Origin of the sequence: Paenibacillus piri, assembly GCF_004354045.1 — a bacterium.
Taxonomy (GTDB): Bacteria; Bacillota; Bacilli; order Paenibacillales; family NBRC-103111; genus Paenibacillus_S; species Paenibacillus_S piri.
The window spans coordinates 213,453-230,030 of sequence record NZ_SMRT01000003.1; the positions used below are offsets into that span (position 1 = coordinate 213,453).

Genomic DNA, 16,578 nt, shown 5'->3' on the forward strand with positions numbered 1-16,578 from the left:
CTAGTGTGTGATCCCTGAAGCGCTGTAGATTTTATCGTAATTGATTGTGACAGATTGTATAGCATCATCATTATAATCAATGGCTGCCCCCATGTTTTCAGCTAGAAATCGGGCAGGGACCTCGATTCGCCTTGCCTTGCAGGAGGTCGCATTTTCCGCAAATTACATCAATTATACATCGCATATTTGCTATTTACATCCCTTGCTGGTTGTAGGACAATGGATACTACTTAGAAGAAGGGGCGTGCTCCATTGCTGCGAATGAAGTGGATGCTGTTGCTGATCCTGGTTGCTGCCCTGCCTGTGGGATGGTTTGTTTACACCCGGTGGCTACCAGCCACTCCGCCTGCATCAAAACCGCATCTAACCGTGCTGCTGAAGATGGGGGATGCATTCAGATCACAAAACAACCCTTATATTGCCAAGCTGACCGAGGAACTCGGCATCGATCTCGAGATTATGACCGTACCGGCCAGCAGCTATAATGAGCGGCTCGACGTACTCATGGCTTCCGGTCGGGCACCGGATATTGTGCAGATCAACTGGGCTGGGGAAGAGAATCTTCCCGGCTGGGTGCGGAATGGATTGATTATGCCGATCCAGTTGGATCGTGCACCGAATATAGACCTGAATGTAACGCCTTCTCTCCTCTCCATGATGAAGGTGGGGGGAAATGATCAAGTATACGGCGTTCCCGGGGTCACCACTTCGTTTCCGTATGGCGTGATTGTGCGCAAGGACTGGTTGGAGCGATTGGAGCTGCCTGAACCCAGAACGCGGGAAGATTTCGAGAGGGTCATGGAGGCATTCGTCACCCAGGATCCGGATGGCAATGGCAAAGCGGATACATATGGCATTACCTCATGGAGGTTGAATGAATTTGGCGGCGTGTTCGGCGGTTCGTTCAAGACGGACTATCTCTGGAATTCGCTGCATCCGGATGCGAGTGAGTCTGCTAATGTTGTTCAACTGAGAGAACAGCAGGGTGGGTATCCGGCACTGCTTGATTTTGCAAGGAAAGCCTATGCGAACCGTTGGTTAGATCCGGATTTTCTGAGCTTGAGCCGACCGGAACAGAAGTTTATTTTGGGCAAAATCGGCCTGATCGGCGCTTACACCTATGAGACCGTTCAGCTTGAGAAGGAGCTGCAGGCATTCGTACCGGGAGCTAAGCTGGAATGGTTGCTCGGACCGAGTGATGACGAAGGCCGGATCTGGAACTTCGTTCCGGAATCGTACGGGTATAATGGGGCGGGCAGTATGATGGGGTCGAATGCCGTGTTTGCCATTACGAAGAATGCTCCGTACAACACGGCGTTAGCTTTTCTCGATAAAATGAACACCCGTGAAATGATCCAGCTCAGTAATCTGGGGGTCAAGGGCATTCATTATGACAGTTTTGACCCAAATCGCAGCATTCTCTCCAGAACCGAGGCGCAGAATGCGGCGGTAAAGCGCGACTTGTTCGGGATCTCGGACACGTTCCGCGGGGAGAGTCTCGCCCGGCTCGGAGATAATGCGATCGAGAATGAACGGCTGGAATATTACCGGAAGAAGGGTCAGATGCTGATCACGAATCCGATCTCGTACAGCATGGGCTTCGCGCCGGAAACCGTTCGTTTCTCGATGACCCATCCGGCTTATGCTGAACAGACGAAGAACGGAGAGCTTCAGGTCGTTGTCGGCAGCCTATCATTGAGCCAGCTTCAGGAGAACATCAAGAGAGACAGCTTGGGTGCGCGTGCGGATCTGATCAAGTCGGTCCGAGCCCGGTACACACAATTGCTGAATATGCAGAAGTAACGGAGGGAACAGCATGGGTGGAAAAAGCGTATATCTCCGTTCCGTCATTTACATGCTTACGGTCGTCTCCTTCGTTGTTCTGCTCGGGTGCGCTGTGTATTACACAAGTATTCGCAGTCACATTGTGAACGAGCTGATGACAAACAATGCAAGGATGGATAAGCAAATTGCATCCACCTACGAGTTGTTTCTGGATACGACGATTAAAGCGGCGATGGTATCCATTGGAGATGAGAATGGAGGGACAAGGACGGCTTCCGACGATGCAGTCCATTTGGACGGCCGCAACCGTGTGGAGTTTGAGAATCAGCAAATTTATGAGCGATTGAATCGCATTACGAAGATTTCCGATTTTATTCATTCGGCCTACTACTACACGCATAATCATGTGTATGTGTCCATGGGCTTCAGCTTCGAATTGTCCGATTTCTACGACAAAGACTGGATGGGATCTCTCGATACAACGAAGGATTTGACGATTCTACCAGCCCGAAAACTGCCTACGCTGCCGAACGGGGACAAAGAGGTCATCCCGATCGTGATGAACTTTCCCCTCCACGCTTTGAACCATACGTTTACTTACGTACTGCACGTGGACGCCAACCAGCTGTTTCGCTTTCTGATTCGGAACCAGAAGGTGTACAATGATTTTCGATTCCGGATCATTGATCCGTCGGGGATGATCTTCGTATCCTCGGATTCCGAGGATGAGCTGTTCCGGCAAATTCAGGATTTTACTTACATGGATCCTGAGCGGGTGCTTCAGAATCGGGAAGACAACTACATAGCCTCACGCAACGGGAAAAAAGTAATCATCTCTTCCTACACCTCTCCACAGTATGGATGGAAATATGTCAGCGAATCGGATTACGATCCTCTGTCGCGCAGCATGCTTGTGCCGCTGCAGATTATTTTCGTTATCGTAGCGCTGTCGCTTCTCATTAGTGTCATTGCTGTAACGAACGTGTCTCGCAGGCTGTATGGACCCATGAAGGACATTGTTCGCTTGCTTGGCTTAAACGAGGCGAACAATCGCGATGAGTATGAGCTCATTATGGGGCATATTCATCAGTTCCTCAATGAGAACCAGAAGCTGAAGGAAGCGGTCGACCGCAACCGTCAGTCTCTGAAGCGGCAGTTCTTATATGATCTGTTGGTGCGCAACGTTTACAATGAGCACGAGATTCGGGAGAAGCTCGACTATTTTGAGCTGACACAGCAGTCGAATTATACGGTTATCGTCTTCGGTGTAGATGATGTGGAGCAGTATGTGAATCGGTTTACGTTGGGTGACCGGATGCTGTGGGAATTTGCCATGGAAAATATCGTGATGGAGATCGTACGGCAATCGGGGACTGGCTTCTTCCTCAGTCTGGAGACGGCAAAGTTCGCTGTGGCGGTCAGCTTCTCAACCGGCGAGCTGAGCATTTCGGAAGCCGAGAACAAGGCGGCTGATCTGGTCTATGCGATGAAGGATGCGATAAGGAAGTATATAAAAATTTCAGTCAGCGCAGGTGTAGGATTGGCCCGTGAAAACCCTGGACAGTTGAACAAATCGTACCAGGAAGGGCTTACTGCCCTGACGTATGCCGAAACCGTCGGTCCGCAAGAGGTGGTCACGTATCGGGAGCTGCATGGGGCGTCCGCCCAGCCGGAATATCCGATCCAGCTGGAAGAGAAGCTGCTCCAGCAGCTCATGAAGGGTGATAAGGAAGGGGCGGCGGCTAGACTCCGGGAGATGTTCGACGAGCGGCGGCGTTCCTCGCATCCGGGAGAACAGCAATGGCTGTCGTTCCAACTGCTCCATACCTTGGCCCGTAAGCTGATGGAGCTGAACATACCCGAGACGGACGTGCTGTTCGACGGATTATCCTTCTCGTCCTTGTGCCAGTCGATCCTTCAAGCGAAATCGGATCAAATGAGATTGAACCTGTTGATTCGCTGGACCGAGTGGTTCTGCGGATACATCTTGGAACGCCGGGAGCATACCTCCAACGAGCACGTGCGGCAAATGCTGGATTACATTCATGAGCACTACCGCGAACCGATTTCGGTGGATGGAATCGCGGAGCAAATAGGACTGAACCGGGTGTATGTAGGCCGGCTGTTCAAGCAATTTGTGAATCAGAACATGGCGGATTACATCAATCAGGTGCGGATCGAGAAAGCCGTCGAGCTCATGTCCGAGATGAATATGCTGGTCATGGAAATTTCGGAGGCCGTTGGCTTCAATAACACGCATTATTTTATCAAAGTGTTCAAGAAGCTGATGAACGTCACCCCAGGGAAGTTCATGGAACAGCTGGCGGAGCAGAAGCGGTTGGAAGGCTAACTGAGGAACAGGTGGAATAGCGGCGGAGGTCAGCCCTATACCCCATTCAAGTAAGCGTATGCCGTTCGGTCTTTAGAAGAGACCGGGCGGTTTTTTCTTAGCAGATAGTATAAGATTTTATACTTTGCTTCGCACAACCTTGACAAAAGCGCCCGTCCCCTGAAGACGGTAGAGCCGTCTATCCTTAGCTGATAAGAATAGCTCTGGAAGCTGGAGAAGCTCCCGCTGGGTAAAATAGCCTGATGATTTCCTGTCAACTGCGGGGGAGAGGCAGAGCAACATGGTGCTGTTCCAAGGATAGTAAGAGCTGCTAAGCCAGCTCATCCAATACAACAAACAAAACTTATACTTAATGCTACCCGTACATTGGGACTTCAGACCATGGTTCAAGCGCAATATCGCAACTTTGCTATTTTCATTCCGTTCCCCGTCACCCATAATCAGCATTATCCAAGTAAGAGAAAGGGGGGTTTTAGGTCATGAACTTGGGACAGCCGATACGGAACCACTTGCATTCCGCCTATCGCAGCCGGTATTACTTATTGATGCTGCTGCCCGGGCTCATTTACTATTTGGTCTTTCATTATGCTCCAATCTACGGGGTTCTGATCGCCTTCAAGGAATTCAACATCTTTGAGGGAATATGGGGGAGTCCGTGGGCCCCTCACTACGGCATGCAGCAATTTCTGGACTTGTTCCAGTCGCCGGACTTTTACATCATCTTCCGCAATACGGTGCTGCTGAGCGTGTATACGATTGTATTCTCGTTCCCGATGCCGATTGTGCTGGCGCTGTCACTCAACGAGGTGGTCAGCCCGTGGTGGAAAAGAACGGTACAGAGCATCAGCTACCTGCCGCACTTCATCTCAACGGTGGTTATCAGCGGGATGGTGTTCAACTTCGTCTCACTAAATGGGATGGTCAATCAGATTGCAGGCTGGTTCGGCTTCGAGCACAAACAGTTTCTGTTAATGCCGGGGTATTTCCGGACGATCTTCGTCACCTCGGACATATGGCAGACAATTGGATGGGGCTCGATTCTTTACCTGGCCGCTCTGGCTGCAGTGGATCCGCAGCTGTATGAATCCGCGAAGATCGATGGAGCGAACCGATGGCACCGAATCCTGTACATTAATGTACCGGCCTTGATTCCGACAGCAGTTGTGCTGCTCATTTTCCAAATTGGTGGGATCATGAACGCCAGCTATGAGAAGGTTTTGCTGCTGTATAACCCCAATGTGTACGAAACAGCAGACGTGATTGGTACGTACGTGTATCGGCGGGGGATCGTAGGTGCGGAGTTCAGCTTCACCGCGGCGGCGGGTTTGTTCCAATCGGTTATCGGATTCGGACTGGTCGTCATCGCGAACTACGCAGCGCGGCGATTCTCATCCAGCAGCTTATGGTAGAGGAGAGCAGACAATGGGCAACATGAATGCAGGTCGATGGGCTTCCCGCTTGTTCGATGTGCTGACGAACTCCTGGCTGCTGCTAGTGGTCGTCGCTACAATCTACCCGTTCCTTCACGTCGCCTCGGTCTCCATAAGTGAAGTGAATGCGGTACTCGAAAAGCGTGTGACGTTCTTCCCGATCGGATTCGATACGACGGCTTACAAGGCGGTGTTGGACAATTCCTTCCTGTGGACCTCCTATGGAAACACGGTCATGTACACTTTAATTGGAACCGCAGTCAACTTGGTTTTAACGACACTGATGGCTTATGCGCTGTCGAAGCGATCGTTGTATGGGCGGGGCTTTTTCACGGTACTGGTCGTGTTCACCATGTTCTTCCATGGTGGTGTCATCCCCAATTACTTGATTGTCCGCGAGCTGGGGCTGATCAATTCGATGTGGGCGGTCATACTGCCGGTGGCGGTCAGTACGTGGAACTTGATGATTATGCGAACGTTTTTTCAAGAATTTCCCTCCGAGCTGGAGGAAGCGGCTATTATGGACGGCTGCAATCCACTGCAGGTGCTGCTGCGGATCGTGGTCCCTTTATCCAAGCCGATCCTGCTCACGATTATGCTGTTCTATGCGGTTTGGCATTGGAACTCATACTTTTTACCGCTGGTGTATTTGAATGATAAGGCGAAATACCCGCTGCAAATCCTGCTTCAGCAAATCTTGATTTCAGATTCCACCTCGTTTGCAGAGGCGAATGCTAGTATTGATCCGAGCAAGCTGATCATCTCCGATTCGATCAAGTACGCAACGATTGTGGTGGCGATTGCACCGATCGTCATGGTATATCCATTCATTCAGAAGTATTTTGTCAAAGGAGCAATGATGGGGTCGGTTAAAGGCTAGTTCATACACATTAGGGAGGCTATAATTTGATGCATAAACAATATCCGGGGAAAGTATTATCTATCCTGCTGACATCGGCTATTGCTCTCACGGCTTGTACAAGCGGTGGAAGTACCGATTTGAAGCAAACCGCACCAGGCGGAGCGGCTATGCCGGCAACCAGTGGCAAGGAAGGCTGGATTGTGGATAAGGAGACCGAATTGACCGTGTTCATGCAGGAGCATCCTTCCTTTCCTGTGAAGTCCTTCGCAGATAGTGCATTTCTTAAGTATATTTTGGATAAAACCGGCATTAAGCTGAATATCATGTCCGTGCCAGATGGCGATGCTTACAAGCAGAAGCTGAACCTGATCCTGAACAGCAACGACTTGCCGGATATCATCTGGAACAGTAACAATGACGCGAATATTAACTCTCTTGGTGAAAAAGGTGCTTTTCTGGCCTACGACGATTATTTAAGCAAGCTTCCGGACATCAAGAACACGCTCGACCAATACCCGGATATTCGGAAGACGATTGCGGCTAACAACAATAAGCTGTACATTATGCCGCGCATCCTGTTCGACACGATGACCGAGCTCTTTATATTCCGTAAGGATATCCTCGAGCAAGAGAAGCTGGAAGCCCCTAAGACATTCGATGAACTGGAAAAAGTGCTGTTGACGCTGAAACAGAAGTACCCGGATAAAATTCCTTGGATCAACCGAAGCGGCTCCGAGCATTTGATGAATCGTCTAGCCAACAGCTGGAATACCGGCTATGAGACTGCAACGGGAGGCTTCTACCTCAATACGACAACCAAGAAGTACGTGTATGGACCGACGGAAGATGGCTTCAAGCAGATGGTCGTTTGGCTGAAAAAAATGTTCGACGAAGGCCTGCTTGACAAAGAGTACGCTCTGCGTACGACGCCACAGTGGGAGCAAGCGTTTGCTAATGAGCAGCCGCTATTCACGATTGACTTTATTTCCCGCATCCAGACGCTGAATGACCAATATCTTGGCAAGAAAAGCAATGCTCGTGTAGTTGCCATTGCCCCGCCGAAGGGTCCGACAGGAGCAAGCGGAATTGAAGGACGTTCACCGGTACTCGCGAATGCAGGTATCGCTGTTTCAAAGAGCTCCAAAAATCCAGAAGCCGCATTCAAGTTCATCAACTGGATTTATGGCGCAGGCCGTGATATTGCTCGCTATGGTATTGAAGGCCAAACGTATACGAAGAACAGCGACGGAACCATTTCAGTTGCTGCCCAAATGCAGAGTAAGAGCAATCCGACAGGGAAGGATTTGATCAAGGATTTTGGCTGGGTGTACTACCTGAACAAATTCGAGTTCCCGCTGGAGCATGAAAAGCCGTTGAACCCGAATGATAACAAAGATGAGAACTTGTATATGTACTCGCGTAAGGTCATGGAAGACGCTAAGGGAATCGTGCAGTGGGATCCTACTTTAAGCTTCGATGACGAGCAGAACAAAGTTCTTCGCAGCAAAGGCACAGCCGTTACCGACTATTTTAAGCAAAACATCGACAAATTCATTATGGGCGCTCGTCCGATCGGCGAGTGGGATGCGTTCGTGAAGGAATTGCAATCCCGCGGATTGTCCGATTTGGATAAGGTTTATAACGATGCCTACCAAGCTTACCTGAAAAAATAAGGCGCATAAGCTCTCCCGGCAGTCGCTATTTGAGGCTGGCCGGGCGAGTCTTTCCTTGAGATGGAATAGGCGGCCGGGTGGGTCGCAGTAGATGGAGGTAGAGGATGAAGATGAAGCAAACCGAGACGATGGGGCAAGTAGAGCAGAATGAGCAAGTTGGTCGTACAATCCGAATTGATACAGCCAGCGGCGGGCGCACCTTCGAAGGGATCGGCGGAATTACGAGCAACGGGATGTCCAAGCTGCTCATGGACTATCCGGAGTCTGTACAGCAAGAAATCATGGAGCTGCTCTTTAAACCAAACTACGGCGCAAGCTTGCAGCACTTGAAGGTGGAGATTGGGTCCGACGTCAACACCTCGTGCGGGACAGAGCCTTCGCATATGCGAAGCCGTGATGATTTTGACATCAAACGTGGAGTCGGGCTGCCGGTTGCCAAGCTGGCCAAGGCCATCCGGCCGGATTTAGTTCTGGATGCGCTGCGCTGGGGGACACCGCGATGGATTGCGCATTTTGATGACAAGCTATCCTACTATTTGAATTTCCTGCGTGGGGCAAGGGATGAATATGGTCTTGAATTTAATTACTTGGGGCCGGATATCAACGAAGGAGCGTTCAGCCGGGATTGGACGGTTAATGTGCTCCGCCCGGGTCTTGATCGCGATGGATTCGGCCATGTTAAGCTCGTAGCGGATGACAGTGACCACGGATGGGATATCGCAGACCACGCGGCTGCGGATGAGGAGCTGTTTGCAGCGGTTCATGCCTACGGCGTCCACTACCGTCAAGATAGCACGGACACGGCGAAGAATAGCGGCAAGTCTCTGTGGCTGAGTGAGGATTTGGCCCCGTTCCGGCACCGCTTTACATCGGGCGGACTGCATATTGCCAAGCGGATGATCGACATGTATGTGTCCGGCCGGATGGTGAAATATGAGCTGCACCCGTTGGTCGAGGCCGAATATGAGAATACGCCTTTTAACTATAAAGGAATTCTCGTTGCGACCTGGCCTTGGTCCGGACACTATGTCGTTGATCCCGGGCTGTGGGTGATAGCGCATTTCACCCAATTCGCTCAGATTGGCTGGTCCTATGTGGACAGCGGCTGTTCGGCTGATGAAGAGGGCGGGTTCGTCACCTTGCTTGCACCGGATGGGTCCAATTTCAGTATCGTTGTAGCCAACACGGGAGCGACAGAGAAGAAATATTTGTTTGAGCTAAGCGGGGAAATCGCTGTCAACACAGCCGTACATGTTTGGCGTACGGACGAACAGGAGCAATTTGTGCAGCAAGAGAGCCTTGCGTGTGTGGAGGGAAAGCTGCAGTTTACAGCTGCTCCGTACTCGGTTTACACCCTGACTACAACGACAGGACAGTGCAAGGGAACGGATCATTTGTGCATTCCTGCGACTACGGGGTTCCCTCTTCCCTATGCAGATGAGCTTACCGCAGGCAGCGAGTGCTATTATCCAAAGTACACCTCTGACCAAGGCGGAGCGTTCGAGGTGGTCGAAGTACCGGGTGAAGGCGTCTGCTTGAAGCAGCAGGTTACTGAGGGTCAGATTCCCATCGATTGGACATATCGTAAGACACCGGAGCCCTACACGCTGCTCGGCAGCTTGGAGTGGACTAACTATAAAGTATCTGTGGAGGCTAAAGTAGGGGTTGCCTCCGGGTATATCTCGTTGGCTGGACGTGTACATTTTACAGATAAAAGCAGCCAGCCGCCAGAAGGCTATCGGTTTGTCATCCGGCCGAATGGTGAGTACGAGCTATGGGCGGCAAAGGAACGTCTTGTTCAAGGGAGGAGGGAGCCATTCGCACCGGATTCCTGGCATCGGATCGAGCTGCGATTCGACAATGATGACATCGAGGTCCGGTGGGACGAAGCTGAAGAGCCGCTCGTGCGCATTCGCGATTGCAGCCTGCCGTCAGGGCAAGTGGCGCTGGCGAGCGGATACCATCCTGCTTTGTTCCGACAGCTCCGGATTGAACCGGTCTCAGAGGATCCTGCTAGTGTCAGCTGCCAGCGCTATAATGATCATCATCCGGCGATCCAATACTCGGAGGAGTGGGCGCATGTTGAGGGCAATTTCAATGCCTACGCCCGTTCCGTACACCGTTCCAACGCTGTTGATGCGGTAATGTCCTTTGCCTTCAAAGGCAGCTCTGTCCGTCTTGTAGGCACGAGCGGAGAAGAGGGCGGAATGGCGGATGTGTTCGTGGATGGCGCATACCGCGGTACATTGGATGCATACAACCGGACAACGGGGTACCGCAAATCCTTGTTTGCTGTGCATGAACTGGATCCAGCGGAGTCGCATACTTTAAAGCTCGTCGTCAGCGGGAAGCATAGATCGTTAGCTACAGATGCCTTCGTCAACATCGATGCGGTGGAAATCGTTGGCGGTGCGGGGATGCTGGAATAGAGGGTGGCCGTCATTTGGAGATGAGAATGCTGAGAATCGTCAGCATTCTTTATCGCCGGATGGCGTTTTTTTGACGAAAGCGAATTTAGATCCATGACAACTATAACTATCACTAGACTAGCGGTTAGCAGTCACCCAATAGAATGTAATTCCTGGACAACACCACATAAGAGCTTTGGGTAATAAACAATAACAAGTAGGGATAGTACCAGCGCAGCTGATACTACCCGCAAACGTATGGATAAAAGTGTAAGGGCTGAGAGGGCATGAAGGAAGCACAAAACAGGGATTTTCTATGTACTAGATAAGATAGCCGTGATTTAAGCCCGCAGGAAGAAGCCGCCAAATTATTGGAGGGCATTGAGCGGTGTCATTTCAAAGCGGTCAAAATCAAGGTAGGCCCGAGATACGGTTCCGGTTTGCCGGTCGACCTGGATCGGGATGCCTTGAAGGTGAAAACCGTCAGGGAGGCGATCGGTGACGAATGCCGCTTGATGGTTGACGGCAACAGCTCTTACACCTATATTCAGGCGGTGCAGCTGTATGAGAAAATAAGCCGGTATCAATTGCATTATTATGAGGAGCCGTGCCCTTACTATGACATCGAAGCTTATATCAAGCTTTGCCGGACGCTCCCGGTCCCTATCCATGTCGGTGAACAAGACTGGAATATATTTACATTCCGCGATTTCATAGCTAAAGGCGCCTGTCATTTGTACGCGGCAGATCCGATTAAATGCGGCGGCATATCACAGGCCAAACGGGCGGCGACGCTGTGCCGCGCTTTCGGCATTCATTATGTGCCCCATAATACGACCAAGGGCGTCGGCTTTGCCGCAGCGCTTCACCTGGCGGCCAGCACGCCGGAATGCAACAGCTACTACGAATATTCGATTGAAAAGGACGAGCTCAGAGAACAGTTCGAGCCCAAGGAATTTGTCGTGCAGAACGGCTTCATCCGCGTGCCTGAAGGCCATGGCCTAGGCATCGATCCGGACGAGGAGAAAATGGACAGACTGCTGAATCGGGTGTGAGTAAAGCGGAGGGGAGCGGGGCGTCTGCCGCGCTCCGCAATTCGCATCGTGCAGATGGCGTCTGCAGCGCTCCACAATCCGCCTCGTGCAGATGGCATGAGGACAGATCGTGCAGACATGGAGCGAAGACAGGATGTGCCTGCGATCAGGTGTTCCGGCAAACCGGATACGGCGGCGGGGATCAGATGATCCCGCCGTTATGCTTGATCTTGTTCAGCAGCCGTTCCTTGGAATCCTCCATATGCAGCTGGATCACCCGCTTCATATCCCCGGCGTCACCGTCCTTCAGCGCATCGACGATCGAGTGATGCTGCTCCTGTGCAGTGACGACCATTTCCTTGGTAATGAGCGACGACTTCATGGCGACAAACCGGTAGTTCATCAGGTTTTGATAAATCTCAATGTTTTTTTGGTTTTTGCCGAGCTTGATGAATTCAAGATGAAACGCCAAGTTAAAATCGGCCTGCAAATAGGACTCGAATACGGATGATTCAATGAGCCTTGAAGATTGCAGCAAAATTTCCTCCATTTTCGCCAAACGGTCGGTCACTTCTTTTTTGGGCATCGCGGCGATTTTATCCACGGTCCAAAATTCAATCATCAGCCGGGTATCCATAATGTCGAGGACATCGTTGACTTCGATCGGTTTGACGAACGTTCCGACTTTGGAGACGGTTTTGACGAGACCTTCCATTTCCAGGCGGTTTAAGGCGTCGCGAATCGGCGTACGGCTAACGCCCAGCGTTTCGGCCAGCTCGGGAATGGATAATTTCTCATTGGGCTTGAATTCGCGCCGAATCAGCCGCTCCTTCAGAATGGAATAGGTTTTATCCCACAAATTGGAATTATCGAGCTTAGGGAGATTTACTTTCATTAATCCAATCCCCTCTCTTAAATGTTGTATACTAGATAAAAGTGTACGATAACGGTATCATTTAGTCAATATTGAATGATTGTAGTCAAAAACAGGGTGAAAAGCGGCAAAAAATTTTTAATTAAGGCAATTGACAGGGAAATATTCGCAATGCTATAGTCTATTCATGTATACAACATACTTTAAAGCATATCGATCTATGTACGCAACCAGGAGTAACGGAGGCCCGAGATAAAAGCCCGGACAGAAGTCGCGAATCCGTTTGTTTTTGCATATTGTAAGCGTATACAACATTTTGATTATGACATCATCAAGGAGTGTGTAATCGGCATGGCTGCATCTTATACCCATCAGACGGCCGGTAAAATCGTCGGCGGTCCTCATTGTACCCGGGAGCTGGCGGCTCATTTACGATTATTCGGCGATATCAAATCGGCGCTTATTGTCACGCAGCCCAGCATGATCAGGCAGGGCATTGTCGAAGAGCTGCGCCGTCAACTGTCCGCTGCGGGCATTGCCACAGAAATCGAGACGGGGATAAAGCCGGAGCCGACTGTGCAAAATGTGGAGCAGGTCTATGACCGGATAAGCGGCCAAGCGTTTGATTTATATATCGGTCTGGGCGGAGGCAGCGTCCTGGACGCAGTCAAGCTCCTCTCGGTGCTGGCGACGAATCCCGCATCCGTATCGGAAATGATCGGGACGGATCTTGTCGGACAAGCAGGCATTCCGACCGTCATGATCCCGACCACCTCGGGGACCGGCTCGGAGGTTACCCCCAACGCTATCGTCACCCTGCCTGAGGAACAGCTGAAGATCGGTATTGTAAGCCGGCATCTTTTGCCGCAGCTCGTCTTGATCGATCCGGTTCTGACGGTCGGCCTGCCGCAGCCGATTACGGCGAGCACCGGCATGGACGCCTTTACCCATGCTTTGGAATCGTTCATTTCCAACAAGGCCAATCCGCTCAGCGACATGTTCGCCCTGGAATCGATCCGCCTGATTTCACGCAGCATCGCGGAGGCTTACCGCGACGGTTCGTCCGTCACCGCCAGGGAGCGCATGCTGGTCGGCTCCATGTACGGCGGGATGGCCCTGACGAGTGCGGGTACGGCGGCCGTTCATGCGCTGGCCTATCCGCTTGGCGGAAAGTTCCATATCCCGCATGGCGTCGCCAACTCGATGCTGCTGCCTCACGTAATGGAATTTAATATGGATGCGATTGCGGAGGATCGATTGGCCTGCGTCGCAGAAGCGATGGGACTGCAAACCGGCGGCACCAAAGCGAAAACAGCTGACCGGATCGTCGCGCAAATCCGGTCGTGGACCAAGGAGCTGCACATTCCCCAGAACCTGCACGATTACGGGGTGACGGAGCGGGATGTTGCGCCGCTTGCCGAAGCGGCAGCCAAAGTGACGCGCCTGCTGAACAACAATCCGAAGCAGGTATTTGTGCAGGATATGCAAGCCTTGTATCACAAGCTTCTTCCGTGAAGCCTGGTGAAACATGAATTATTGGATTCTTTGAGGGAGGTGATGGCCTTTCCTGGATTGCGCCGTCATATCAAAACTAAGAAGAAGGGGTACATACACATGTTCAAACCAGAAGGTATCATTCCGGCTATGATTACACCCTTTACACCAAACGATGAAATTCATGAGCAAGCCATACGACAGATGGTGAATCGTTTTATTGACGCGGGGGCTCACGGTATTTTTTGCTTGGGTACGAACGGCGAGTTTTTTTCGCTGACGTACGACGAAAAGGTGCGAATCGCCGAGATTGTCGCGGACGAAGCGAAAGGCCGGATCGCCGTCTATATGGGAACCGGAGGGATCAGCACCAGGGAAGTCGTCAGGCTGTCCCGCGATATGGAGCGCATCGGAATCGACGCTTTGTCCGTCATCACTCCGTATTTCCTCCCGTTCAGTCAAAAAGAGCTGATCGGCCATTATAGCGCGGTTGCGGCTGCAACTTCCTTGCCAATTCTATTATACAACATACCAGCGCGAACCGGCGTTTCTCTCGAGCCGAATACGGTCGCCGAGCTGTCCGGGGTGCCCAATATCGTCGGAATCAAAGACAGCAGCGGCAGCTTCGAAAACATTTTGCAATATATCGAGCGGGCCGAACCGGACTTTTCCGTACTGGCCGGAACGGATTCGCTCATCTTGTGGACGCTGCTCGCCGGCGGCAAAGGAGCGATTGCCGCAACGGCCAACATCGCCCCGGAGCTGGTCGTCTCGATCTACGAGCTGTGGAAGAAAGGCCGGCTGACGGAAGCGCAGCAGAATCAGAACCGGCTGCGCCCGATTCGTGCCGCCATTCAGGCCGGGACGCTGCCGTCGGCGCTGAAGGAAGCTTTGAACATGCTCGGTCTTCAGGCGGGTCAAGCGAGGGCCCCGGTTGCCCCGGTCGGCGACCAGGTGAAGGAAGAGCTGCTCAGTTTGGTTCAAAATCCGGTGTAAACCATTCAAGGAGGTTATAACGATGCTTTCTTACCAAAACAAAAGCTCGAAATCCAAATGTATGGGCCTGACCTTGCTCATGCTGTCATCTCTTGTTTTGCCGGCCTGCACGAACGGTGGCGACGGCGGGGCCGCAAAACCCGCTGCCGATCCGCCTGCCGCTGCGGACACGGGAAAGACGGCCGAAGCCCCGGCCGCTAAACAAAAGATTGCATTCTCCTACACGATGGAGAACAAATTCGTCAAATGGCTGCAGGATTTGAACTGGTACAAAGTTTTTCTGGATAAAGCGAATGCCGACATTAAGCTGATCGAAGGCGGTGCAGGCGCGCAATATTATAAAAATATCGATTTAAAGATCGCCTCGGGGGATTTCCCGGATGCCGGCATTGTCAACGTGGCTCAAGCGGAAGTGTACGGAACCCAGGGCGCGTTTCTTGATTTGAAGCCGCTCATTGAAAAGCACGCCCCGAATATTAAAAAGTATATCGAGAGCAATCCGGACTATAAAGCGATGATCACCGCCTCGGACGGCAAAATTTACGGTCTGACGCAGGAATATCCGAAAATTTCGGGCGTCACCTTTTACCGCGAGGATATGTTCAAGAAAGCCGGCATTACCAAAGAACCGCGGACGATCGAAGAATTGACGGACGCTTTCCGCAAGCTGAAGGCTGCCTATGCGGACAATAAAAACTTTTATCCGTTCAACGGCCGCGAAGGGTTCGTGAAATTCCAGCAAGTATTCGGCGCGCACGACCGGATCGAGAACGGCAAGGTGCAGGGCATTTACACCGTCGGAACGGGTACGGACATTCACGCGCCGGGCTTTAAGAAAATGGTGGAATGGTACAAGCAGCTCTATGACGAGAAATTGATCGATCCGGAATGGGTAGCGGGCGCCGCCAACGAAGAATCGTGGCAAACGAAAATGCTGGTCGGCAACGGGGCGGTCTCCGACGATTTCTTTACGCGGCCTTCCTGGTTTATGCTGAACGGCGGACCGAAGAACGATCCGAACTATTCCATGAAGGTGCTGCCTTATCCGATGGGCATCGACGGCAAGCAGGTCAAACGGTCGACCAATGCGAGATATCCGGACAGCCGGTTTATCGCGATCAATGCCAAGGCCGAGAAGAAAGCGCCCGATATCATTAAGCTGCTCGACTTTGTTTTCTCCGCCGAAGGCCAGACGATCATGCAGTATGGCGTAGAAGGCCAGACGTTCAAAACAGTCAACGGCAAGCGCGAGTTTCTGGTGAAGTTCTCGGAAGAAGTGCCGAAGCCGCTCGGAACGCCGAACTGGCTGTTCCTGCAGGACCGCCTCACATTCCCGGCGCCGGTAAATAACGAAGCGTTTTACGAGTTTAACGACGATCTGACCAAAAGCTACGCCGCCGATTATTTCAGCAAATATGCCGAAACGTACCCGACATTGAAATACAGCACCGATCAGCAAAAAGAACGCAGCGACCTGGTAGCGAAAATCAACGAGGCGGTCACCGCCAATTTGGTCAAATTTGTAAGCGGCAAGCGGCCGCTGGGCGAACTCGACGCTTTTATCGCGGAGATGGACAAGCTCGGGTATAAGAAGGTCGTAGATATCGACCAGGCCGCTTACGACGCCATGAACAAAAAATAGACCGCAGCTTGCTGCGCCGACCGCCGTCCG

At 51.7% G+C, this 16,578-nt stretch carries 11 protein-coding genes; 10 read left to right on the forward strand and 1 reads right to left on the reverse strand.

From position 1 onward, the window contains the following. The first annotated feature begins 261 nt into the window (after positions 1-261). The 7 genes from E1757_RS09210 (at position 262) to E1757_RS09240 (ending at position 11,563) form a co-directional block, all read left to right on the forward strand. Positions 262-1,803, forward strand: a complete 1,542-nt coding sequence (locus E1757_RS09210; protein WP_246079121.1) for an extracellular solute-binding protein — start codon at positions 262-264, stop codon at positions 1,801-1,803. Positions 1,804-1,816: 13 nt separating this feature from the next. Then, positions 1,817-4,135 (forward strand): helix-turn-helix domain-containing protein, encoded by a 2,319-nt coding sequence (locus E1757_RS09215; protein ID WP_133227009.1) that lies wholly within the window; start codon positions 1,817-1,819, stop codon positions 4,133-4,135. A gap of 479 nt (positions 4,136-4,614) precedes the next feature. After that, on the forward strand, positions 4,615-5,544 hold the full coding sequence (locus E1757_RS09220) for an ABC transporter permease (RefSeq protein ID WP_133227011.1): 930 nt from the start codon (positions 4,615-4,617) through the stop codon (positions 5,542-5,544). Positions 5,545-5,557: 13 nt separating this feature from the next. After that, on the forward strand, positions 5,558-6,445 hold the full coding sequence (locus E1757_RS09225; protein ID WP_246079101.1) for a carbohydrate ABC transporter permease: 888 nt from the start codon (positions 5,558-5,560) through the stop codon (positions 6,443-6,445). A gap of 29 nt (positions 6,446-6,474) precedes the next feature. Continuing rightward, positions 6,475-8,100 carry an extracellular solute-binding protein gene (locus E1757_RS09230; protein WP_165972033.1) on the forward strand — a complete coding sequence of 542 codons (1,626 nt, stop codon included), beginning with the start codon at positions 6,475-6,477 and terminating at the stop codon, positions 8,098-8,100. Positions 8,101-8,204: 104 nt separating this feature from the next. Beyond that, positions 8,205-10,529: a galactocerebrosidase gene (locus E1757_RS09235; RefSeq protein ID WP_133227015.1), complete on the forward strand. Its 2,325-nt coding sequence runs from the start codon at positions 8,205-8,207 to the stop codon at positions 10,527-10,529. Between the two features lie 350 nt (positions 10,530-10,879). Further along, the gene (locus E1757_RS09240; protein ID WP_133227017.1) at positions 10,880-11,563 is read left to right on the forward strand and encodes an enolase C-terminal domain-like protein; all 684 of its coding nucleotides are present in this window, start codon (positions 10,880-10,882) and stop codon (positions 11,561-11,563) included. A gap of 181 nt (positions 11,564-11,744) precedes the next feature. Here E1757_RS09240 and E1757_RS09245 read toward each other — a convergent pair whose 3' ends face one another. Further along, positions 11,745-12,437 carry a GntR family transcriptional regulator gene (locus E1757_RS09245; protein ID WP_133227019.1) on the reverse strand — a complete coding sequence of 231 codons (693 nt, stop codon included), beginning with the start codon at positions 12,435-12,437 and terminating at the stop codon, positions 11,745-11,747. Positions 12,438-12,767: 330 nt separating this feature from the next. Between E1757_RS09245 and E1757_RS09250 the strand changes: the two genes are divergently transcribed. From E1757_RS09250 to E1757_RS09260, 3 genes are all read left to right on the forward strand, one after another. Next, on the forward strand, positions 12,768-13,931 hold the full coding sequence (locus E1757_RS09250; RefSeq protein ID WP_133227021.1) for an iron-containing alcohol dehydrogenase: 1,164 nt from the start codon (positions 12,768-12,770) through the stop codon (positions 13,929-13,931). Between the two features lie 99 nt (positions 13,932-14,030). Further along, complete coding sequence (gene dapA, locus E1757_RS09255) at positions 14,031-14,906, forward strand: 4-hydroxy-tetrahydrodipicolinate synthase (RefSeq protein ID WP_133227023.1); 876 nt, start codon at positions 14,031-14,033, stop codon at positions 14,904-14,906. Between the two features lie 22 nt (positions 14,907-14,928). Next, entirely contained in the window at positions 14,929-16,548 is a 1,620-nt protein-coding gene (locus E1757_RS09260; protein ID WP_133227025.1) for a type 2 periplasmic-binding domain-containing protein, read from the forward strand. The last annotated feature ends 30 nt before the right edge of the window (positions 16,549-16,578 follow it).